The organism is Nostoc sp., from assembly GCF_036917355.1.
Lineage (GTDB): Bacteria > Cyanobacteriota > Cyanobacteriia > Cyanobacteriales > Nostocaceae > Nostoc.
Genome location: NZ_JBALDP010000064.1, coordinates 255099 through 280486 on the forward strand (window position 1 = coordinate 255099; position 25388 = coordinate 280486).

Annotated in this window: 13 protein-coding genes; 3 read left to right on the plus strand and 10 right to left on the minus strand. The window is 41.4% G+C overall.

What is annotated here, in order from left to right:
- Positions 1-124: 124 nt before the first annotated feature.
- The 10 genes from V7K53_RS20895 to V7K53_RS20940 form a co-directional block, all read right to left on the minus strand.
- Entirely contained in the window at positions 125-904 is a 780-nt protein-coding gene (locus V7K53_RS20895) for a class II aldolase/adducin family protein (protein ID WP_335199511.1), read from the minus strand.
- Between the two features lie 33 nt (positions 905-937).
- The gene (locus tag V7K53_RS20900) at positions 938-1081 is read right to left on the minus strand and encodes a hypothetical protein (protein WP_335199411.1); all 144 of its coding nucleotides are present in this window, start codon (positions 1079-1081) and stop codon (positions 938-940) included.
- Positions 1082-1799: 718 nt separating this feature from the next.
- On the minus strand, positions 1800-5129 hold the full coding sequence (locus tag V7K53_RS20905; protein ID WP_335199413.1) for a type 2 lanthipeptide synthetase LanM family protein: 3330 nt from the start codon (positions 5127-5129) through the stop codon (positions 1800-1802).
- 305 nt (positions 5130-5434) lie between these two features.
- Positions 5435-9736: an amino acid adenylation domain-containing protein gene (locus V7K53_RS20910; protein WP_335199415.1), complete on the minus strand. Its 4302-nt coding sequence runs from the start codon at positions 9734-9736 to the stop codon at positions 5435-5437.
- Entirely contained in the window at positions 9733-11613 is a 1881-nt protein-coding gene (locus V7K53_RS20915; RefSeq protein WP_335199417.1) for a non-ribosomal peptide synthetase, read from the minus strand. The genes V7K53_RS20910 and V7K53_RS20915 overlap by 4 nt, the downstream gene beginning before the upstream one ends.
- Positions 11579-12442 (minus strand): aspartate/glutamate racemase family protein, encoded by an 864-nt coding sequence (locus V7K53_RS20920; protein WP_335199419.1) that lies wholly within the window; start codon positions 12440-12442, stop codon positions 11579-11581. The genes V7K53_RS20915 and V7K53_RS20920 overlap by 35 nt, the downstream gene beginning before the upstream one ends.
- 59 nt (positions 12443-12501) lie before the next feature.
- Positions 12502-14382, minus strand: coding sequence for an asparagine synthase (glutamine-hydrolyzing) (gene asnB, locus V7K53_RS20925; RefSeq protein WP_335199421.1), 1881 nt, complete (start codon positions 14380-14382; stop codon positions 12502-12504).
- Between the two features lie 12 nt (positions 14383-14394).
- Entirely contained in the window at positions 14395-19155 is a 4761-nt protein-coding gene (locus V7K53_RS20930) for an amino acid adenylation domain-containing protein (protein WP_335199423.1), read from the minus strand.
- Between the two features lie 49 nt (positions 19156-19204).
- Positions 19205-20011: a 2OG-Fe(II) oxygenase gene (locus V7K53_RS20935; RefSeq protein ID WP_335199425.1), complete on the minus strand. Its 807-nt coding sequence runs from the start codon at positions 20009-20011 to the stop codon at positions 19205-19207.
- 322 nt (positions 20012-20333) lie between these two features.
- Entirely contained in the window at positions 20334-21128 is a 795-nt protein-coding gene (locus V7K53_RS20940) for a 2OG-Fe(II) oxygenase (RefSeq protein WP_335199427.1), read from the minus strand.
- 1160 nt (positions 21129-22288) lie between these two features.
- Here V7K53_RS20940 and V7K53_RS20945 point away from each other — a divergent pair.
- The 3 genes from V7K53_RS20945 to V7K53_RS20955 all read left to right on the plus strand — a co-directional run bounded on the left by V7K53_RS20945 (position 22289) and on the right by V7K53_RS20955 (position 25388).
- Positions 22289-22612, plus strand: coding sequence for a hypothetical protein (locus V7K53_RS20945; RefSeq protein WP_335199429.1), 324 nt, complete (start codon positions 22289-22291; stop codon positions 22610-22612).
- Positions 22613-22767: 155 nt separating this feature from the next.
- Positions 22768-23625 (plus strand): 2OG-Fe(II)-dependent halogenase WelO5 family protein, encoded by an 858-nt coding sequence (locus tag V7K53_RS20950; RefSeq protein WP_335199431.1) that lies wholly within the window; start codon positions 22768-22770, stop codon positions 23623-23625.
- A 23-nt stretch (positions 23626-23648) separates the two neighbouring features.
- Entirely contained in the window at positions 23649-25388 is a 1740-nt protein-coding gene (locus tag V7K53_RS20955; protein ID WP_335199433.1) for a fatty acyl-AMP ligase, read from the plus strand.

Consider the following 25388-nt stretch of genomic DNA (forward strand, 5'->3'; position numbering starts at 1 on the left):
TAGGTTTATTCGCCTCTGCCCCTCGGTCACTGAGCGTAGCCGTTGGCGTAATCACTGAGCGTAGTCGAAGTGCAGCCTCTTGTAGAGAAGTGCTGCCTCTTCTGCCCAATGCCCCATTCCCTAATCAATCAAACAAATCTGGTTGATCGTGAGTAATTTCATCCCACAAATATTGGAATCCACCCCAGCCTGCTTGGTGAGTACCACCGCGTTGTTGGATCTTTAAGGCGATGTCATGGTCAATCAGGATGGGTTTTCCTACGGCTTCTGCTAGCAATTGCGCCTTAGCGGTATCCTCTAGCCTGATGTACCACCAAGCGGCTTCATCCACACTGTGTCCCACGGTCAATATTCCGTGGTTGCGTAAAATTGCAGCTTTGCGGTCGCCTAATGCCTGAGCAATACGTTTTCCTTCGCTTGTCTCCAAAACAATGCCTGTAAAATCATCAAATAGAGCGTGATCTTGGTAAAAAGCACAGGAATCTTGGGTAATCGGATCGAGCAACCGACCTAAAGATGACCAAGTTTTGCCATAGAAGGAATGGGCATGAGCCGCTGCAATGACATCAGGGCGGGCTTCGTGGATTTGAGAGTGAATGGCAAATGCTGCTTGACTAACTTTGCCTTCACCTTGGACTACCTGACCTTCACTATTCACTAGTATCAGGTCTGATATCCGAATGCGACTGAAATGTATCCCAAAGGGATTTACCCAAAAATGATCGGTAAGTTCGGGATCGCGGGCAGTGATATGTCCTGCCAATCCTTGAGCAAAACCCAAACGCGCAAATACCCGAAAGGCTGCTGCCAAGCGTTCTTGGCGATGGCGACGCTCTGATTCAATGGAAACGAAGGTTGGTGTCTGAAAGGGATTGCTGGGGCGGACGAGAGAAGTTTGCACCATCATTTTCAACTCCTACGTATAGATTGGGTAGACCTACAGTGCTGCCTCACTGCTGCTGAAAGCCTCAAGGTTTGTCGATAGACATCGCTTCACCATTAAACTAGCAAGACAACAAAGGATTATGGCTCGGTGGGCGATCGCAGTTTTTATCGTTGCAAATACGTATTTTTCAATCATGTCCAGTGGACAATGCTACAAATAACTTTTGGCTAATAACCGTAAATACGTTACTAATTCACTGATATCAGCTTTAGTGACAACAAATTTCTAACTAGAGTAGTGATACTATCAAATAAACTACGGTAAGTCAATCGAATTTTGGCTGTTTTAACTACAATGAAATTACCACAATTCATTTAAATAAGCAAGTTCAATATAGAATTTTGCTACAAAATATACTTGAGGAGACTGTTGCGATTTGTTAAGCTGTGGAGCGATCGCAAAGTTTTCGGAGAGTGACAGAAGCTGTTTACGGACGCGCTGGCTTCCGTTATGGATGGAAGAAACAAAATAAGATGCACCAAAAAAAATTACACTTTTATTGTGTTCTGACAGTTAAGACCGATCCCCCAATGGTGCTTTGTCGCCCGTACAGAAGCTTGGTTCTGGGTTGAGACGGTTATGACATTGGTGAAATGGTTGCTGCCATTATCTCGTTTAGGAGACTGTATTCATCCGTCAACCCAGGTCAGGGCGCACCTCCAATTGCGAGTATGACTTCGCATTCGTGAGGAAGCCTTATCAAGCGCTTTTTAGATGATGAAAAATCAGGCGCACTTGTTTGGGACACCGCACGTCTTGACAATCGTTGTACGGAGTACCCCGAAAACAGGGATTGCTACACATAATAAAAAAACTTTTTTTGGCGATCGCAAAAGTTTTCAGTCTACTGATATTATTCCCATAACAGTACAGATGGCAACATCTCTGGGTATGCCAGCCGTAACATCTGGTAAGCAATCCCTGCTGTCCCCTGGAAAAAACCGGGATTAAACAAAGAGTTTGGTAAGTTGTTAAACAGATGATATGTAACCGCTCTATCTGGTTGAGCCACTACCCAAGCCGCCTGCTTTTGGGCAATTTCTAGCAAATGGGGACGAAATAGTTTTTGGGCTGCCACCAACAACACCTCTATACGACCAAAATTGCCACAGCAGAGATGGTCTAAATCCTGTAAGCCATACTTCAAAGTTGTCTGCAATGCAACTTCCACATCTTGAAGTATTTCATCCGTTTGGTAAATTGACAAACCGCCCAAACGTGATAAAGCAATACCAGGAGCGCCATGACACCAAGTAACTAGAAACCTAGATTGGCATAGCCCATCAGAAATATCGCGCAAGTCTGGCCAATTGGCGGCGGTGGTTGAGAAAACACTACATTCGTAAGCAATTCCCTCCTGAGCTGCTTGTAAATAGGCTTGGTCTTCGGTGACAGCATAGAGCCGTAACAAAGCATAAGCAATACCACCCGCCCCATGCGAGAAACCTGTTAATGGCTTTTGGGCTATATTTTTCCAGGCTCTAGGCTGTTCTTGTTCGCTGATGCGATGCAAAAGTAAATGTTGACCGCAGTTAATAGCTTGGTCTAAAACCTTTGCTTCACCTGTTGCTTGATAAAGTGTTAATAACCCTAAAATTGCTCCCACTGCTCCCCCAATTACATCTAACTGTTGGTCAGCAGCGATTAATTCTGGTGTAATTAACTGAGCAGCTAGCCGCGCATCTTCGATGAGTGCTGTATTTGATAAAAATTGGCTGATTTTAACTAGAGAATAAATCATAGAGCCAATTCCTGTTGCTCCGCCGATGCCAATTCGGCGAGCAAATTTTTGCGCGAATAAATTATTGGATGTCTGCAATACTGTCTGCAAAGATTGTAGAGCATTCAAAGCCAAGTTTCCCCACTGAGCATTACCTGTGACACGAGCAAGAGCCGCCAGAAATAAAGCAACACCACAACTACCATCGTAGAGACTATAACCCAAAGGCTGGAATTGGAACCGTTCAGCATTCGGAACATAGCTAAAGCCAATCCAGTTGACATTGCCAGCAGAGTCATGCAAAGACCTGGCTTGGATTTCCTCAGCAATGGCTTCAGCTTGCTGGAGCAGTTGAGAGGAGGTTAAAGGAGCAGTTTGGGAGAAATCAGTAGTTTTTAAAGAGTTAGGATTTGGTGGTTCTTCAGCAACAATATTTTGCCCCACTCTGGCATAAAAAGAGCCTTGAATAATCCCTATTTGGCTAGCTAAATCTGTTTCGTTGAGGTTTTGTAACCGCTTGAGAAATTGGTTGTAACTTGGTTGTTTAAAATATTTTTCTATCGGTTGCTTTAGCCCCATAGTTAGGGCATCACTACTGCAAGATGTTCCAAAGTAGGGAATATCCAACTGCTCTAAGGATTGGAGTTCCGATCGCAAAATTGCCCAAGCTTGTGGTTTTTGTCCAGATGTTAGACAAGTTTGACAAAGGATATCCAATTCTATACTACGCGCAATTCCATAACGCAGAAATTCTGGTGTCAGCGTTTTTTCTAAAAGGACGTGATAAAAATTGGTAGGGCGGAAAATAAACCGTACCTGTTGTGCTTGTAGTGCTGTGACAAAATCATCATTTTCCAGGAGTGCTGATTGGCGATCGCTCAAAAAATGATACATTTGCCGAAACCCTACAATTATCTCCTCCAGATAGTCGTTAGGCGAGAGCGCAACCCCATGCAACATCGGTACATTTGCCTGGACAGGTAATTTCACTTCTTCATATACCAAGTGCATTTCGTCCGTATTGACGGCTTTCCAGCGTGGCATTCGCCAAGGTGCTTGCTGGGAGTTAACACTACCTATAGCGCTGACATCGTAGGCAACTCGCTTGTCTGGGCTAAAGTCCCAACGGGGCAAAAGTCCAGTTCGCAGCACGGAATCCTGGAAGTGTTGCTCAATTTCACTCATTTCTTCTATAGCTTGCACAGAGCCTTCTATCGGGTTGGTTTGAGGGTGCAATAGAGTTTCTGCGTCAATCAGCACCGGATGTTCGCCGCAAGCAATTAAATTCTCGTAATGACAGTCATTTCCTCCCAGAACATACAACACGCACAACAGCATCCCGGCTCGCTGATAAAATCGCTGTGCCGCTGCTTCATTCTCACATGGCAATTGTTCTATATAATCAAAAACCCAACCATAGGTATGGCGATCGAGGACTTTAATAACTTTGAAAATTAAAGGTGCATCGTGCTGATTACACCAATTTAATAACTGGTTATAAATAACTTCTAAACCTAAATTTTTGGGTTTATAAACTAGTTTTTTCCCAGATGCAAAAGTTAGAATTAAGACAGAGCGACCGCGATTATGCACATCAGAAAGCGAACCAGCAATAGCTGTCACCTTTCCTAAAGTAACTTCTGTAAAATCTAAAATCTTCTCAATTTCAGAACGATCGGCTTGCAAACGTTGCAGAAATTCTGCTGTTGCTTCCACCCAAAAATCAACAGTTATTGCGATTAACCTACCTAAAACAGCATACTTTTTAAAAAAAGCTAGCAATCCATCTTGTAAGAGATGATCGACAAAATCAATATAATATTTTTTACTAGGACTGCCTAATATCCCCTCTGCTGATAATTTTAATTTCTCTAACATTAAGTTGAGCAAACTATAATTATAGGGACGGAAATTAGTAAATTCCAATTGGAGGGTTTTGGCACTAAGATTTACCAATCTTTGTAGTAAGCCATGCTCTAATTGTAAGTAAGCTGCTTCGGAAAGCAGGTTTAAAGGTAAATAGTCTGGGGATAGCGACATCGAACCCAAAAAAGTTAGTAATTTTTGCCGCCCTACTAAGACAGCAGGTAATAATATATCTGCAAAAGGTAACGGCTTTTCAGCTTCTATGGGTAATTTGTAGGTTTCGGAAGTTACTTCATTTAGATGAAATTTGGCAGAAGTTTCAATAACTTCTTTCAAAGTTTCTGTCCAGATTGGCAGTGGCTCTGATTCTGCTACATGTACACTCAATAGTACCGAACGAACTGTATTAATATCTAATCCATCCCATTGCAGGCGCTTGTAAAATTTTTCCCAATTACCTTGAGCAACAACTTCACACCAATGCTTAATTAACTCATCGTTAGTTTCTTGTTTATTAATTGAGTTTGTCCTTTTACTAAGGCATTCTGATAAAGAATTTGCCTGATAAGCAATTTTTACTAAATCATCATTAATCATTTACAACTCCTTGTATAAACAAAATTACTTACAGCGATTAGTTCAGGTAAGCCCAAAATCCTGATGTAGAAACGCGATTTATTACGTCTTGAAAAACCAATTATTTACATCAATAACTTTTAATTGATATATGTAAGACTCATGCAAAACTAGACGCGGTAAGAGCAACACTCTGCGGCTACTCCTTCTCCCAAGGAGAGACGCTAGCGCGAACAGAAAACTCGTAGAGAAGGTGCAGCGTGTCGCAGACAGACGCATACTCGTAACTTGCTTCAACCTACGAGTATGCGTCTACATGAATTGCCCTATTGAAAATCAGGCTTTCGGCTATTGTTTATACAAGATTTCAACCGATCTGCCAGCACTCTAACATGAGGTTCAGCAAGCATTGTTACATGATCGCCCAGTACCTCATAAATATCTATTGGTTCAGTAGTCAATTCACCCCAACCCAAAGCAGGTTGACAAAAGCTCTCAGAAAACACCCCTCTAGAATCTTCAGCTACCATCTCAGAAGCTCGCAGGAGAGTAACTTTACCTGGATAAATCTGTGGTAGATAATTAACTAAAGCTTGATGACTCGCTTTTTGGACTTCTAAGATGTGGCGAATCATATCATGGCCAGCATCTGGGGGAATGAGATCAGCCCGTCTCAATTTCTCTAAAAAATAGTTGAATTGTGCTTCGGGTTCTAATTGCTGGAGTTCTGTGTAGTCAACCGCCAGTTTTTTCTCAAAAAATCTTTCTAGCACTTGCGATCGCTTCACCATCCATCTCGCATCATCTATTGGTTCAATAACTCCCCTGTGAATTGGTGCTGGTGTATCCATAATCACAAGTAAGCCTATCTCTTGTCCTAGCTGTTGTAACTGTTGAGCCATTTCAAAAGCTACAAGTCCGCCAAAGGAATGTCCACCCAAAAAGTATGGCCCAGTCAGCTGAAAAGCTTGCAAGGCTTCGATATAATGAGCTGCCAAATCAGGAATATTGGTGTATGGCTGTCGTTGTCCATCAACTCCAGGGGCTTGTAGAGCGTAAAGCGGTTGATCTGGACTGAGATAGCGTCCCAAAGCCACGTATCCCAGAACATTGCCCCCAATTGGATGGGCGCAAAATAAAGGTAGTTTGGAACCTGCGGTTTGGATGCCAACTAAGGGAGACCAAGGTCGAGAAGGCGTTTCGGAGCGGAGAATGGTCGCGAGATGTTCGACTGTCCCACCTTGAAAGAGAATCGATAAAGGTAGCTCCCGACCGAACTGCTGCTGAATCAAAGCCATCAGACGCACTGCCAGTAGGGAGTGACCGCCAATGTCAAAGAAATTATCTGTGACACCTATAGGACGGACGTTTATAACCTCTTCCCAAATCTGCACTAGTTCTAGTTCCAAGCTGTCGCGGGGCATGATGAAGGTTGCCAATTTCAGGCTTCTGTCTGTATCGGGGGCGGGGAGGGCTTGGCGATCGACTTTACCATTGGAGGTCAGAGGTAAGGTGTTTAGGATCGTTAGGGCGGCAGGAAGCATGTAGTCTGGTAGGTGTTCTTTGAGATAATCCTTTAGCTGTTGCTGATTGATTGTCATCCCATTTTCAGGAATGATATAAGCTACTAAACGCTTACCAAAGCGGTCTTCATCGGCTACCACAACGCAGGTAAGTACATCTGGGTGTTGGCGCAATACCGTCTCAACTTCCCCTAATTCGATCCGAAAACCACGAATCTTCACTTGACGATCGATACGGCCCAGAAACTCAATATTGCCATCTGGGAGATAACGTGCCAAATCTCCTGTCTGATACAAGCGATTAGATTTTAGATTATCAGTTTTAGAGGATCGTAAGTTATCATCCCGATCGCTTAATCCAAAATCCCAAATCGGCAATTTAAAATTGATAAATGGATTCGGGATGAATTTCTCTTGGGTCAAGTCTGGACGGTTGAGGTAAGCTTGGGCAAGTCCGATGCCACCAATGTACAGTTCTCCTGGCACGCCGATGGGCACGGGTTGGAGATGGCGATCTAAAATATAGACTTGGGTGTTGGCAATTGGACGACCGATAGATGGTTGATTTTGGGCATCTGTGCATTCGGCAATCGTGGCACAGACGGTTGCTTCAGTCGGCCCGTATGCATTAAAGAAGCGGCGATCGCGTCCCCAACGCGCTACTATATCAGCCGAACAAGCTTCTCCAGCGACGATGATTGTCTGTAAAGCTGGAAGTTCCTCAACTGGTAGCACTGCTAGTACAGATGGTGGTAAGGTGACGGTTGTGATGGCGCGATCGCGCAACAAGCGCAGCAAGTTTGCACCAGGAAGCAAGGCATCAGTGGTTGCTAAACAAAGTGTTGCTCCTGCTACTAGAGCCATAAAAATTTCACTGATTGAGGCATCGAAGCTCAGGGAGGCAAACTGAAGGACGCGGCTATCAGGTCGGATATCGAAGGCTTGAATTTGGGCTGTAGCTAAGTTGCACAATCCTCGATGTGCGAGGAGAACGCCCTTGGGTTTACCTGTGGAGCCGGATGTATAAATAATGTAGGCTAGGTTATCGGGTGTGACAACTTGGTTAAGGTTAGTACTGCTGTGTTGGGCGATGATTTCCGATTCTCGATCTAGAAAAACTACAGTTGTGCTTTTTCCTGCTTCAATGGCCAATGACTGTTGAGTGAGTAGCACCGACAATCTCGCATCTTCGATCGTGAAAGCTAGGCGTTCTTTGGGATATTTAGGATCTAGCGGTAGATAGACACCACCCGCTTTCAGGATGCCTAAAATGCTCACAATCGTTAAAAGCGATGCCTCCGGCAACGTCTCCGACGAACGCTCCATACAAACTCCCACCGGCATCTCTGGTTTTATCCCCAGTGAACGCAAGTAATGAGCTAGCTGATTGGCTTGGGTGTTTAACTCCTGATAGGTGAGTGTAGAGTCATTAAATATCAGTGCGATCGCATCGGGCGAGCGCTCGACTTGAGCCTCAAATAGTTGATGAATGCAGATATCACTAGGATAGTCTGTTTGGGTATGATTCCACTCCCACAATAACTGCTGGCGTTCGGCTGTCGTCAACAAAGGTAACTCATCCAAAGGCTGTTTGGGATTAGCAACAATGCCCGCTAACAAGGTTTGAAAATGAGCCAGCATCCGGTTAATCGTGGCGGCATCGAATAGTTCGGTTTTATACTCCAAACATCCAGTTAATCCTTCCTCAGTTTCTTTAAAGGATAAGGTTAAATCCAACTTGGCTGTGCCGCTATCTATCGGCTGAGAACTCAAGGTCAAACCAGGAAGTTTCAGTTCTGTTCTGGGAGCATTATAGAAAGCGAACCCAACTTGGAATAGCGGTGAGTAGCTGAGGTGGCGTTCTGGCTGTAATTCCTCCACCAGTTTTTCAAAGGGCAAGTCTTGGTGATTGAATGCTGCTAAGGCCACTTCCTGCACCTGTTCTAAGAACTGTAAAAATGTCGGGTTGCCAGAAAGGTCAGTCCGTAGCACCAAGGTATTGACAAAACAGCCAATTAGTTGTTCTACTTCCGGTAAGTTGCGACCTGCTGTCGCTGTGCCAACTAGCAAATCTGCTTGACCTGTGTAGCGGTAAAGTAAAGTCTTGAATGCCGCCAGCAGTGTCATAAATAGAGTTGTACCTGACTGCTGGCTCAGGTTCTTCAACGCCTGGGATAGAGCCTTAGATAGTGTCAGCGATCGCTTTGCTCCTTGGAAAGTTGGCTGTGGCGTTCGTGGACGGTCAGTAGGCAGCTGCAACAAAGGCAACTTACCACTCAGCTTTTGTTTCCAGTAGGCAAGCTGGGTTGAAAGTACCTCGCCCTGTAACCACTGTCGCTGCCATTCGGCAAAATCTGCATACTGGATGGGGAGTTCCGGGAGTGGATGCGGTATGCCAAGAGAGTTCGCTTCATAGAGTACTGCTAATTCCCCAATTAGCACTCCCATAGACCAAGCATCGAAAACAATGTGATGAATAGTCAAAATTAGTACATAGTTATCTTTATCTAATTGCAGCAACGTTGCTCTTAATAACGGTGCTTTAGATAAATCGAAGGGCTGTGCTGCTTCCTTCTCTATTAGGAATTTTACTGTATCTATTTGTTCTTTTTTTGCTATTGGCCTGAGATCCACTTCCTTGAGCGTGAAACTGAAACTGGAAGCAATCACTTGTAGCGGTTCCCCATCTACTGCTTTAAAGGAAGTACGCCAGATTTCATGACGCTGAATAATTTCGTTCAGGCTCTTTTCTAGTGCTGCTACGTTGAGTAAACCTTGGATTTCAACGGCTCCAGAAATGTTGTATGCCGAGCTACCGGGGGTTAATTGGTCAAGAAACCATAACCTTTGTTGGGCAAAAGAAAGAGGAAGTTTGGCATTGCGTGAGGTGGGTCGCAATGGCCTATAAGTAGCAGGAGTAACTGTAGCTTGCCACAGAAAATCGAGAATTTCCGCCTTTCGTTGTGATAACTCGGCTTTGAGAGCAGGTGTCAGCGTTCCTTGGGGGGCGCTATAACGGAGGCGAAGCTCCTCTGGAGCCGCGCCTTCCACCCACAGTTTGATATTGCTGCGGCGCAACTCAGATAAAAACTCGATGGTTGTCATAATTCTCCCTCCTCCAATGCGCCCTCAAGATGTGGACTTTCTTTTACCCAATGCAGAGTTTCAATGCTTTCAGCTTGAGTAGCTAATGTTGGCGACTCAAACAGCGATCGCAAAGGTATTTCTACTTGAAAGGTTTTAGCCACGCGAGAAAGTAGCTGAGTGGCGTTGAGGGAGTGTCCGCCTAATTCAAAGAAGTTGTCGTTTAACCCTACTCGATCGAGATTCAGGACTTGTGACCAGATTTGCGCCAACTGTGTCTCAATGGGTGTCTGGGGTGGTACAAAAGTTCGGTTTTGTTGTCGATTGGGTGTGGGGAGCGATCGCTTATCAACTTTACCGCTAATGGTTCTTGGCAACGCATCCATCAGCACGAATACTGAAGGTATCATCGATTCTGGCAGGGATTGTAATAAAAAATCTCTCAATTTCCCTGATTCCAATTCTTCTTTGAGAACAACATAGGCACACAAATATTTATGACTATTTGCGTCTTCACGATCTACGACAACCACATCCTTAACTAATGGATGAAGTCGCAGATAATTCTCAATTTCTCCTAATTCTATTCTCACTCCTCTAATCTTGACTTGCCCATCTTGTCGACCCAAACATTCAAAATTTCCATCTTCTAAAATTCGACCTAAATCGCCAGTTTTATAAACAATATCATTGGGATTATTACTAAAAGGATTGGGAATAAAAACTTGATTGGTTAACTCTGGCTGCTGATAATATCCCAAGGTACGATAGGGAGTCCGAATATAAATTTCACCCACCATTCCCGGAAGACAAACTTTTCCTCGCTCATCAACAACTAAAGCCGCAGCTCCATCCATTGGCTTACCAATAGGGATAGACCGTCGTTCTCGATCGGCAGCCTTGACGAAATAAAAGAACTTCGTCATTGTTGTTTCTGATGCCCCATAAAGATTGACTAACTGAATTCTGTCGCCGTAAATATCCATCCAGCGGCTAATATCCGCAGGCAGTAGGGGTTCTCCAGATAAAAGAATATATTGCAAAGATGAAAATTTTTTTGGGTCTAAATCCTCATTCAGAAGAGAGCGAAATAAGGAAGGTACACAATGAATTAGATTAATTTGTTGACGTTCTATCCACTCAATTAGCTTTCTAGCATCAAGGATAATATCAATTTCTTTCGGTATGCAAACGATACCACCAGCACATAATGGGACAAAAACATCTCTCAAAAAAGCATCAAAAGCGGGAGTAATTAATTGACTAACTCTGGTGAACTCTTTAATCCCAAATGTTTGGATTTCCCAGTTGATGAAATGAGCGATCGCTTTCAGACGACCTGCTATTCCTTTAGGTTTACCCGTCGAACCAGAGGTGAAGTATAAGTAGGACATATCGTCTGGTTCTATCTGAATATTTGGCTTCTCAAATTGAGAATATTCTGCATACTTATTCAGGTAGGAATTCTGCGGATTAAAATTATCAAAATTGCAATTTTCTTCCAGACAAATAACTGGCGATTGTAAAAATTCTGCTGTTCTGCCATTGCTAATTTTCGTTAATCCTGTGGTATCAACGATTAACCATTGCGGAACTACTTCTGCGATGATGGTGTAAATTCGGTCATCAGGTAAATCGGGAACTAGCGGTACAAAGACACAGCCTGCTTTTAAAATACCGATGATTGCAATAATAACTTTAACAGAATCTTTAGCCAAAATCGCTACTATTGAGCTTTTAATAGCGCCATGCTGAATGAGAAAATTTGCAAGTTTATTTGACTGCGTTTCAATTTCCCCATAAGTAAATTGTCGTTCGCCGCAATCAATAGCTGTATTTTTGCTAAATTTTTCAGCAGTTTCACTAAACCAATCTTGAATATAAATTTGGGAGTTCATATTTTTTGGAATTATCTTGGTCTATTGCTTGAGGAACGTGTAAATCTTGCGAAAATATCCGGGAGAGAAACTGGAAAGCCGCAATTATGTTTGGTAAATCTGTGTAATTTTGCAGATGTGAAATACTCCATAGTTCTTGTGCTATTATCGTTAACGGATCTAAAAATATATTCTCGTGTTGCTTACCTGAAATTGACTCTAAATATTTATTTAACAAATGAATTTCTGTGCAGCCTGCGATCAATTTTTGGACATTGTACTTAGCTTGCAAATTTTCTAAAATGGGTAGACACTTTTGAAAATCTCCTTTAATTTTTAGATAATAAATCATTTGATGAATTAAATTTTGATCGCTTTCATCAGGTAATATAATGTTATCTTTAGCAAACTGCCAAAGAATATGCTTTTGAAATATTTGTAATTTTTGCGTTCCGGTTGAGCAAATTAATAAATGCTTTTTTGGTTGGTCTAAAATCTTTTTGAAAATGATATCTACTAAAGAAATAACTCTATCTCTTAAATTATATGGTAATTTGGGCAGTAAGTAATGAGAAGTTATGCAACAAATAACAATTTTTGAAACATCTAATTCACATAATTGATCTAAAGCTTCTATTAAATTAGCTAGTAAAATTTCATCATTTCCCCTGAGCAAAGCTTCCGTTCTGTCAGGGAATGTGGGGTCAGAATAAAGAATGACTTTAGGTGATTGTTGTTCGCGTTGACCGAAAATATTATATTCATAAATTGTCTTCAAAAATTCAGCCGATGCCAATGGGCCCATACCACCTAAAACACCCAACATTTCCCTCTTGTGAGTCTTTGCCATTTTGCCGATACCTCGCTTCTGCTTAAAAAAAACTTAATTATGTTAGTGGTATTGGTAAATTAGTTAATATCAGGCATTTTGAATTCCTGTAAAAATATCCCAAAAGTCAGGGGGATAATTAACAAGTCCATATCAAAAGGAAGATTGAGGTGAAAGCCATCTTGCAGATATTGGTTTTTAAGGTTATCGATAGTGATTGGGTCAAAATAGCCTTGCTTTTTAAGCAAATCGCTTGACAATATGTCATTGATATATTCAATATCTTGTTTTAATAAATGAGGGCTTCCTGGTGCATGAAAAGCAAATTTTTCTCGCTCAACAATTTGTTGAGGAAGAAAGTCTTTTGCTGTTTGTTTAAGAATATATTTTTCTTTTAACCCATTGAGTTTTAAGTTAGGAGGTATTTGTTTGGTAAATTCAACTAGATTAATATCCAAGAATGGATAACGAGCTTCAACCGAATTAGCTAAAGCCATGCGATCGCCATGATCGGAAACCAAATGATCTGATAACCTTAATTTAAAATCAAGATAAGACCTTTGATGAAGAAAATGTCTATTTCGTAGTTTTTCATGGTTAACTAACTCAAAGTTAAGACAGTCAAATTCGCTAAATCGCTCGTTCAATTCTGAGGAATACAAAGCTAATTTTGTTTCTCGGTAAGAGTATAAATCTCTTTCATAAAAAATATTTTTATCTCCCCATACCTTAAGTCTCAATTCATCCTCTAATACAGATTCCAAACTATAATCTTTTTGGTTTCCAGAAAGGTTGCTATTTCGTAATTGTTCAAAACGATAGCCGACATAACCTGCAAATAATTCATCAGCACCTTCACCCGTTAAAATAGCTTTAATATGGTTACTATTAGCACAGCCAGAAAGAGCTAAAGAAGCCGTATTATAGGTTTCTTTGATCGGACATTCAGAATGATAAATAGCTTTCACTAAGCCATCACTAATTTGATGCCAATCAAACCAAATATCATGATGGATAAAATTAAGTTGTTTCAGTAAAATGTCTCGATATTTTGACTCGCATATCTCTTTATCTGTAAAGCCAATCGAGAAAGAATGTACATCACTATCAGGACGTATTTTATTGACTATTGCTGCAATTAATGAAGAATCTAAGCCGCCACTAACGTACACTCCCACCGGGACATCAGCGTGTAACCGATATTTCACTGATTGGATCAAAAGCTCTTGTAATTTCTCTGTGTAATAGCTTTCTGGTTGACTATAAGCAGTTTCATTAATCTGTGGATAATCTAAATCCCAGTATTCTGTAACTTTTACCTGAAAATCTTTAATCAGCACATAATGACCACTTTTTAAACTATTGATATTTTTAAACATCGTTCTCGGACTTACTAATCCGGGAAATGTGAGGATTTGATCTAAACCAACCAAGTCAACCTCACGCGTAACTAACGGATGTGCTAAGATTGCTTTGATTTCTGAGCCGAAAATCAAAAATTTATCCACAATTGTATAAAAAAGTGGACAAATGCCCATTTGATCTCTAGCTAAAATTAATTGTTGTTCTTGATAGTCGTAAAGAGCAAAAGCAAATTGACCATTGAGTTGATTTAAAAAATCTAGCCCATATTCTTCATAGAGGTGAATCAAAACTTCTACATCTGTATTGGTGCGGAATTTGTGACCTTTTTTAATTAATTCCTTCTTCAGTTCTAGATAATTAAATATTTCTCCATTACATATTAAAACTATTGTCTCATCCTCGTTATATAGAGGTTGATTACCGCCTGCTAAATCAATTAAACTTAATCTCCGAAAGCCCAAACCTAAATGTTCTTTAATCAAATATCCCGATGAATCTGGGCCTCGATAAATTAATGTGTCAGCCATATTTTCCAGAACTTTCATTTCTGGGCTACGCTCTTTTGAAATATCAAAATATCCACAAATACCGCACATAATATTTTAATTTTACTCCAGATCAGCATTGAAACTATTGACTAGCACTTGACTTTCTACTGCGTTAGTTTCAGTAGTTAGGGAAATATGCGATAGAGGATGGGCTGCATTGACTGGAATGTTTTTCAGCACAGTCTCAAACTGTTCTAATATTCGGCGAATAGTGGCAAGACCAAATTTATTGGATAAATATTCAATTCTGATTAACAGTTCATAACCGGGTTCTACCGTTACACTTAAAGGATAGTTGGTTTCAAAAAAAGAACGTACATTGATAATTTTTAGGCCACTGTTTTCCTCTATTAAGGAAAGATTTAATGGGTGATTTTGAAAAGAGACAAAACTATCGAACAAAGGCGTTCCTCTAGGTATCTGGCTCCACTCTTGAATCTGCACTAGAGAACTATACTGATACTGAAGCAGTTCTACTTGTTGCTGTTGCAACCGCTGGAACCAGGATAAAACGGAAACATGACCAGAAACTTGTACTCGCATCGGTCGTGTATTGATTAATAGTCCAACGATCGCCTCAACTCCTGGCAAATCTGCTGGACGACCAGAGACAGTCACGCCGAAAACCACGTCTTCCTCACCACTGTAGCGGCTTAAAAGCAAAGCCCAAACTCCCTGAATGATGGTGTTGAGCGTTAAATGATGCTTCCTGACAAAGGACTGTAGGGACGAGGTAACATCGGCTGAGAGTGTGGTTTCCTCCTGAGCATATCCCCATCCCCAATCTCGGTCAGGTAAATTGCCCGACACCCAACCTACACCTAACTTAGTTGGAGCGCGTAGTCCCCTGAGAGCCTTTCGCCAGAAGCTTTCTTCTCCAGACCAGTCTTGCTGTTGCAACCAGGCAATATAGTCTCGATAAAGACAGCTATCTTTAAGGTATAAATCCTGACCTTCACAAAATGCTTTGTAGAACTTGAAAACCTCTGTGACGATCGCAGAAGTAGACCAACCATCCAGTATTATATGGTGGTGGCTCCAGATGAATTGATGAATGTCTGGAGAAGTTTGGATAAGTGCCAATCGCATCAATGGGCCTTCACTCAGGGAAAAAACCTGCTGTGAATCTGCTTGAAGATAAGTTTGCAATTGTTCTTCTTGCTCAGTTGAAGACATGTAGCGCCAGTCTTGCTGCTGCCAAGGCAATTCTAGCTGCTGTAGCACTACTTGTATCGGTTCTGTCAAGTCTTCCCAAAGAAAGATGGTTCGTAAGCTGGGGTGGCGATTTACTACCTGTTGCCATGCTTGCCGGAAAGCGGTAGCATTCAATTTTCCTTGGAAGGTTAAAATCTTTTGCTGGAAGTACACTCTTGATCTTGGATCGTACAAGCTATGAAACAGTAGACCTTGTTGCAGAGGTGAGAGGCAGTAAATATCTTCAATAGCAAATTTAGCGCCCAGTAGATCCAGCTGTTCTTGGTTCAACTTCGCCTGGGGAAAATCAGAAGGCGTATAGCTTCCATCAAAAGAGAGGCGGTGACGAATTAGGGGCATTTCACCTGTTACCAAACCCTGTGTTGGCTTCGGCGTTTTCGTAGCTAAGGCTGCCAACTGGGCGATTGTTTGATGGTGAAATAGCTGCATGGGGGTCAGACAAAGCCCCGCTTCCTTGGCTCTGGCGACAATCTGAATGCTGAGGATAGAATCTCCACCCAACTCAAAGAAGTTATCTTGCACTCCCACTCGTTCGACACCCAAAACTTCCGCCCAGATATCTGCTAATATTTGTTCTTCTGGAGTCCGAGGTGCGATGAAGCCTGCCTCTAGTTCGGGGCGTGTCCAATCTGGTGCTGGTAGGGAGCGACGATCCAACTTACCATTAAGCAGCAATGGTAAAGCGTCCAGCCTCACGAAAACAGAAGGCATCATGTAGTCGGGCAGTTTCTCCTGCAAAAAGTTGCGTAGTTCACTGCTAGATACATCTGTGCGGTGGGGGACGATATAGGCAACTAGCCGCTTTTCACCCCGCTCATCATCCAGAGCGATCGCTACAGTTTCTCGTACTGCTGGGTGTTGTCGCAATGCTGCCTCAAGCTCTCCCAACTCAATGCGGAAGCCGCGAATCTTCACCTGATGGTCAATTCGACCGAGAAACTCAATGTTACCATCACTGAGGTAACGTGCTAAATCTCCAGTTTTATATAGGCGATCGCCTCCTGCCGACGCTCTCTGCGTTCGCGCAGCGTGTCGCAGACAGACGCTATGCGTAGCTTGCTTCTCCGTAGGAGTACGCAGACTCGCTCTAAGCGAAGCATCCCGAAGGGTATACGCTGCGCTATCGTCAAAGGGATTTGGTATAAATTTTTCCTTGGTCAAATCTGGACGGTTGAAATAGCCCCGCGCTAAATTCGCACCACCGATGTATAGTTCTCCAGGGATACCGATAGGAACGGGTTGCAGATGCTCATCTAAAAGCAAGATTTGCGTGTTTGCCAGGGGTTGCCCAAGGGGAACATTTGCTGAATCATAATCGCTTTGACCGTTTTCCACCTGATAAGTAAGCACTCCTACAGTAGCTTCTGTCGGCCCGTAGTGATTAAGAATCTTACAGTCAGGGGCTAACGCTTGCACCTTCTCAACTAATTGCCAACTCAAGGCTTCACCGCCCAAAACTAATCGATGGCGGGGTAGGATTTGGGCGGGGTGTCGGCAGGAATTTAGTAAAGCTTGGAGATGGCTGGGAACAATTTTGAGACAATCGATACCGCCATGATTGTAATAGTAATCAGCCAGCTTATCTGCATCAGAGGCTCGCTCTTGAGAAATTACATGGAGACAGCCGCCTGTACACAAGGCAGGGAAGATAACTGTATTACCTAAATCTGCGGCGAAGCTAGAAACTAAGCTAAAACTAGCACCATTAGGCAGATTTAGTTGAGCAAGAATGCTATAAAGATAATTACACATTTGCTGATGCTCAACGGCAACTCCTTTAGGCTTTCCTGTAGAGCCAGAGGTGTAGAGTACATAGATTAAATTTTCTGGAGTGGCTTTGCTGAACAAGTTTTCATTGCTTTTTTCGGCGATGATATGCCAATCTGCATCTAGGGAAACCACACGCGCTCTGTGTTCAGGAAGATTCCAGGCTGATAATTCTTGAGTCAAGACCACTGTTGCCTGGGTATTTTCTAAAATCAAGGCTTGGCGTTCTTTTGGCAGTTGAGGATCGAGCGGTACGTAAGCACCACCTGCTTTCAGGATAGCTAGCAGGGCGATGATTATCAAGTGCGATCGCTCCAGACAAATTGCCACCAAAACTTCTGGCCCCACACCCCAATCCTGTAAATAACGTGCCAGTTGATTAGCACGAGCGTTGAGTTGAGCATAAGTCAATTGCTGGTTTTCAAATACAACGGCAACATTATCTGGTGTGCTATCTGCCTGTTTTTCAAACAGTTGATGTATGCACTGAAATTTTGAATAATTAGTTTCTGTGTTGTTGCACCATAACAACAGTTGTTGTCGCTCTACTTCACTGAGAATTTCTAACTTACTGATTAAAGTTAAGGGATTCTCAATAGCACTTGCTAACAACATCTGAAATTGTCCCGCCCAACGTTTTATATCCTCTGTTTGAAATAAGTTTGAATCATAGTGAAATTCTGCAACTATCTCTTGATTTTTGTTTACACAGCATGATAGATTTAATTTAAATTTATCAATATAGGTCAATTGCTTATCTATATATATAACCAGATTATCTGCAAAATACTGCTCTGTCTCTTCTGTAAAATTGTAGGTGACTGGAAACCAAGATAAATTTATCTCATTCCAACTAAAATAATCCTGCCATTTGGTTTGTTGAAGTGTAGATTCATTAATCTGCTTTAAAACTTCCAAAAATTGCAAGTTCGCTGCTAAATGAGCATGAATTGGTAAATATCTAGCGAACAATCCTAATGATGCCTGTAATTCCTCATATTGACGACCATCGTATCCTACACCAACAATCAGATTTGATTCTTTTGTCAATCGCCACAGATGGATGTGCCAGATAGTTTGCAGAAATACAGATATTGAAATATCATACTGCCGTATCAGGTTTTTTAGCTTTGCAACTGTATGTGGCTGAATAGCGATCGCAATTGATTCCGGTTTAAAATCTCTAGATTTAGCTGACTGATTTTCTCCTGGAAGTTTGAAATTAAAAATAGCAGAAATATCTTGTTTCTCCCAATAATTTCGACCTTTTTTGGTATCTTCTGCTATGAGTAATTCATGTTGCCATTCTGAATAATCAGCATACTGCATTGGTTCCTGTTGAAGCTGTCCTTTTGCCAATCCTCCATAGTTACAGCTAATTTCACGCACCAAATTTTTAAGTGTTACACCATCTGCACACAGAGACGGTAAACAAAGAAGTAATAAATGCTTTTGAGGCGACAAAGTTATCAAAGATACATTCAAAATTGGAGCTTGTGCAAAATCGAAATCTAATTGACTCATCTTTTGCCAACTCGCTGCAATTTCAGCTTCCTGTTCTAATGGAGTTAAAGCAGCCAAGTCATGCTGATAAATTGCTGGTAGGTTACTGTCAGTTATGACTTGAAAAGGAATACTCTCTCCTGCTGAACTTTTGAATGTGGTACGTAAAATCTCATGTCTATTAATGACAGTATTTAAGGCAATTTCGAGAGCCTCGATATTGAGAATTCCCTCAATGAAAACAGCACATTGAGTCCGGTAAGGCAAGCTAGAATCAGCTTGCTGCAACAACCACAGATGCTTTTGCTGAGTTGAAAGTCGAAAAAACTCAATCATTTCCTCTTCTTGCCTACCTACACCTCAATTGAGTCACAGCAAAAACTATTTAACTCCAATAGAGGATTTTTCGATCGTCTTTAGACATTGCTAAGAAGCCACCAATCGTAATTCTAACTTTTTGCCCTGTTACATCAGTAATTTGATGGACTATATTACCACCATGAAAAACAATCATGTCTCCGATATCGGGGGTGATGTATCTTTTGGGGCATTTTTCTAAATCCAAATCTTTGGTGAGAGTCATTGACTCTTCTGGAGGTAAATCGTAAAGTACTAAATCTCCACCTGCTTCTGGTTTATCAATAATGATAAAATAGCTAAGAGCATCTACCATTTTGGCAATTTGGTTCAAGTGATCGTAGTAGGAATTTTCCAAAAAATCATTGTTTTTATGGGGAACCATTCCACCTAAATTTGGGTAGACAAATCTCACTGTAGCCGGGGTATAAATCCGCTCATCATTTTCTCTAGCTACCTCGACTTTTCTGCCTCCAGAAATTTTAGTTAAAGTTGCTTCTAATCTCGCTTCAAAATTGGTGTCAAAAAGTGTCTTTAATTTGTTCCTGAAATTGTCTGCACCTTGAAAATATCTTTCTTTATCACTACCTGCTGCCATTAAAACACAGCCAAGGGTTGTACCGTATCTAACAGTTTCTAGCTCATCACTGGCATTATCTAGTCTCTGTTTAACTTCTAACATTTCTGCTTGGGAAAAGACTCCTTTGAGGAGCATTCCATCGATTTCACCTTGATAAATTTGATTAACACTATCAGGATAATTACTGGCTAATTCAGCTTCTAAAGTGAGCCAGTTATTGATTGCTAATTCTGGCTGAGTAGCATTTTTATTCATTTTGCCTCCATCAATGATTTTAATTTACATTAGCTGCGATCGCAGCTAATAAAACCCTTATTTCTCAATAATTTTGCCCCACCAAAATTATTCATAAAGGAAAAATGGCTGTCGGAGCTGGAACCTTTATTAAATAAGGCTGACATTCTTGTATTTAGATAAAGTTGAGCAAAGAGGATGTTTTAAAAGTGCTTGGTTCTGTAAAAAATTTCTCTATCTCCCTAAATCCCAACAAAAAAGGAGATAGTAACACAATTTGATACTTTAAAAACATCCTTTAAGCGTTTTCTAAATTCTACGATGATTCTTGGCTATAATTTGATTAACTCCAATAGAATATTTTTTGATCGTCTGTTGATATAGCGACGAATCCACCTATACTAATACGATTTTTGTTTCCCCTGGCCTCAGCTACCTTATGCCATATTGTACCACCGTGGAAAAGAACCATATCACCAATGTCTGGGCTGACATATTTTTTGTCGCATTTTTCAAAAGCTGAATCTTTAATTAAAGTATCAAAATCCTTTTTCGCTTCTTCTGGCGGCAAATCGTAAATTATTAATTCTCCACCTTCTTCTGGCTTATCTACGATCAGAAAATAACTCAGATGTTCTTGTAATCTAGCAACTCTTGTTAAATGAGCAAAGGACGGATGCTGGAGAAATTGACTACCCTTATGAATAATAATCCCACCTTTATTTGGCTCGACAAATCTAATTTGAGCCGGGGCATAAGTTTGATTATTTTCTGAAGCTATTTCTACTGCTCTCCCTCCTGACACCTTACTTAGTAATCCTTCAATCCTTTGTTCATAAGCACCTTCAAAAATATTTTTTAGATCGTTTCTATATACATTTACATCTTGGAAATATTTAGTTGGTTCATTTTCTTTGGCAGGTAGAACAACACCAAATGATTCGCCGTAACCCACACTTTTCCGACTTTTAGTGTTTTCCAGTTGATTTTTAGCCTTGAGCATTTCTTCTTTGGTGAAGACCTGCTTAATCAGCATTCCATCAATTTCACCTTTGTATATCCGATTAACTGCGTCTGGATAATTAGCTAATAAATCAGCTGTAACCGTGAGCCATAAATCATTTTTAACGTATGTCATCGCAGAATTTTCCAAAACTCCTAAATTTTGTTTGTTACCTTGCTTGTTTTAACCAATACCACAAAATCAAGCTAGCAGGAACGGTAATTTAATATTCAGTTACAACTGGCTATGGTGATGGTATCCATAAATTTTGAACCAATAATTTAGGGTTATACAACTTAGTCAAACACTAACATATCTTGATGTAAATCTTTTTTATTAAGCTTTTTTTTCAAACTTTACTTGCTACCCTTCTCCTAACAAAGACGCTATGCGAACGGGAAAGCCAAGGGCAAACAAGCCGAGAAACCCGTTTAACGCAGTCGCTCCCAATAACAGCATTCACAAAAAATAGAGCTTAAAAGCTGAAGTTATTTAGCTTTGATATTACAATTGTACAGTGTTTATACGTGAGAGTGCCAAAAACATTATACAAATCTAGTTTATAAGGGGTATATAGTTAAGTAATGTTAATATACGGTAACTAGATGGTCAATATAATTAAATTTTGTATCGGTCATTGCACTTACTCCCTTCCCGTTATAGGATGACATAGTTACGTGGTAAAGACTTTATCGCTTTTGAAATTCCCAACTCAGAGCTGAAAGCCTGACTACGAAATAAATTTAAGTAATTATCTGACGGAAAGCGAATAGCTACTAAGTGCAAAAGGTTTGATACCAAAGGCTGATCTGCTTTACCCTTTATTTACAAAATCCCAAATATCTCAATTTCTGGTAAGCGGATTTCTCTGGGAAATTTTTCTCAATTTGGATAGAGACCAAATCTGGTGCTATTTTCGACAACCTGAAACTGGGCAATGTCTACAGCTTATAAATTCAGGATTTAAGCGAACAACCAGTAATGCCTACCAACAAAGAATGCAATTTTAAAGCTTGCAATCAGACAATGGCACCAGATATGAGCCTTTGACTAGCGCCCCTATGGGCTAACAAGAAATGGAAGAAATACATTGAAATTTAAAACCTCAGATCCTGACTGAATAAGGTTGATAAAAGTTGTGTGTTTCTTAAGAACCTCTAACAGGTAAGTTTTTCGCTGCCGCAATAATTATGAAAGAAACACATTTAAATATAAACCTTCAAATTCTTAGATAATGAGGGTTTTAATATGTGTTTCTGAAAAACAGAGGACAAGATTAGAAGGAGAAACAATTTATGTCTATAGCACAATTTACTGATTTCGTAAAAAATATTACGACAGAAAATAACAACCCAGCTAGCGACTCATCAGGAGTAGGTGCAGAATTGCAAAAAGCTTTAACTAATCTTCAGGGATCTCCAGAAGAAAAAATTGCAAAAGTAGCGCAAGAGCTTTCTAAAGTAGCTAAATCTAAGGGCTTTGATGTTTCAGAAGCAGATGTGAGTACGTATATCGAGTCTCTGAAAGTCCAGTATGAGATCAACCCTATCATAGCTAGTTTGGCGGATACCTATTGTAGCACCTCTTGTCATTTTGGAAGTGCAATTAATGCCAACTAAAATCTGAGTGCGAAATCTTTTTCAATCTCTGATTTAAAATTTGATACATCTCAGGTTTTCAAAAAACAGGATAGTCTGAGATGTATCTATTACAAGCCTTTTTGCGCAAAAAGAACAATTAGCAGAGTTTGTAAAAATTTGTTTTTGGCGAAATCATGATTAAGTCACCTGTAGCCAAGTCCTTATATAATTTTGTTGAATTGGATGTTAGCGAAATTGGTAACTATCCAGAAGGAATTATAGATATTTGCGATCGCCAGGTTCATGGTCTGATCGTCAAGAATTTTCTCTCTCCAGAAGATATCTCCAGAGTCGTCAGTCGGCTAACGCGCAAAGACCCATTTCCTGGTTCGCCCTTCGGGGATGTGCTGATTTACGGCCCAGCATTATATGTATGCGATGCCGATATTACTCAATATTGTGAAGAAGCGGTTGATTTTCGGAAATATTGCCGTCAACTCTTCAGTGGAGGAGCCGATTTCGAGACGCGGCTAACAGAAGTTCTCGGTGCAATGTCTGGTGGTCGACCCGTTGAACTTCCCGTTACTCCCGACGGCTACGCCTATACTCCAACGACAATTCGAGTTTTAAAAACTGGCCAGGAGATGGGCTGGCATTTTGAAAATCAATTTCTGCATTGCACACCAGGGTATCGCCACTTAGAAACCATAGTTGAACCCGAAGATCATCTCAGCTATTTTGTAGTGTTGAGTGCTGCTAATGCTGGGGGAGAGTTAGTTCTCTATGATTTAGAGTGGTCAGAGACAGAATGGCCCGATAAGGAACATGGGGGAACAAGAAAAAATGGTTTAGTGAACGGTCAACTGATTGCCTCAGTGATGGAAGATTATGACCAAATGTTCCTCAGTCCAGAAGCTGGTTCTCTAGTGGTCTTTGATGCGGGGAGAATTTTGCATCGTGTTTCTGCGGTTGAAGGTTCTCGCCGTCGGATTACCGTAGGCGGATTTCTTGCCTTCTCCAAGGAGCGTGAAAAACTTTTCTACTGGAGTTAGGAAATTGAGAGGGCAATAACGGCATGAAATTTTCTACCTTAGTAGATGCTTTGAGTGAAAGAGCGCGATCGCAGCCTGATAAAAAAGCTTACACTTTTCTTCAGGATGGAGAAATTGCAGCGCATACTCTAAGTTATCAAGAATTGGAGCGGTTAGCACAGGCGATCGCTGCCAAACTTCAGAGTTTTAATGCCATAGGTCAACAAGCCTTACTACTGTATCCACCGGGTTTAGAATTCATTGCCGCTTTTTTTGGATGTTTGTTGGCTGGAGTTGTAGCTATTCCCGCCTATCCCCTCCGTGCCAATCAGTCAAAGTCTAGGCTGTTGGCGATGGCCAAAGATGCAGAAGCAACCTTTGCCCTCACAACCACATCTGTCTTAGCCAATAGTCAGCATTGGTTGGTAGAATACCCAGAGTTAGCCCAGTTGCGTTGGTTAGCCACCGATGACATTGATGCAGATTTAGCAAATGCATGGCAGAAACCTATTGTCAATAGCGATACCCTAGCTCTTCTCCAGTATACCTCCGGCTCTACAGGCACTCCCAAGGGAGTGATGGTCAGCCACGGCAATCTCCTATCCAACTGTACCGACCTCGATCGCGGATGGAACCACACAGCAGATAGTATTATTGTCACTTGGCTACCCACCTTTCACGATATGGGGCTAATTTATGGAGTCATCGAACCCTTATATAAAGGTTGTTCTTGCTACATGATGCCTCCTGTGTCCTTTCTACATAAACCCATGCGATGGCTACAGGCGATTTCGACTTACAAAGCTAGTCATAGCGGCGCACCGAATTTTGCCTACGATCTATGCGTGCGGAAAATCACCGCAGCACAAAAGGCTACCTTGGATTTGAGTAGCTGGCAAATGGCTTTAAATGGTGCCGAACCTGTGAGAGCGGATGTCTTACAACGGTTCGCCGAAACCTTTAAACCCTGTGGATTTGATTTAACAGCCTTCTGTCCCGGTTATGGTTTGGCGGAAGCCACCCTGAAAGTTGCGGCGGTGCGTCAACAAGATCCGCCTGTATTCTTGCGAGTTGATACAGATGCACTAGCAGAAAATCGGGTGGTAGAGGCGAGATTAAATCAAGAAAATGTGCAAACATTGGTGGGATGTGGACGTAGCGAGATTGATACACAAATTGCGATCGTTCATCCTGAATCCTTTACTCGATGCCAAGATTCACAAGTCGGGGAAATTTGGGTATCAGGTTCTACTATTGCTCAAGGCTACTGGAAAAACCCCCAAGAGACACAAAAAACCTTTCAAGCAACCCTCAAAGATAGTAATTCTAGGAAGTTTCTCCGTACAGGCGACTTAGGATTTATCAAGGATGGCGAGTTATTCGTTACAGGGCGGCTGAAAGATACGATCGTTATTCAAGGACGTAACCATTATCCCCAAGATATTGAATTAACCATTGAAAATAGTCATCCCGCATTGCGGCCCAGTTGTGGAGCAGCCTTTGCAGTGGAATTTAAAGGTGAGGAACAGTTAGTTGTAGTTCAAGAAGTAGAGCGGAGTTATCTGCGACGGCTAGATGTTAATGAAGTAATTGGTAACATTCGTCAAGCAGTGGCAGCAGAACATGAGATCCGAACTCATACTGTTTTATTAGTAAAAACGGGAACCGTTCCTAAAACTTCTAGTGGTAAGATTCAGCGTCAAGCTTGCCGCCAAAAATTTTTGAATAACACACTGAATTTATTAACACCAGAAAAATCCCCAGAATTAACAACAACCATCTAA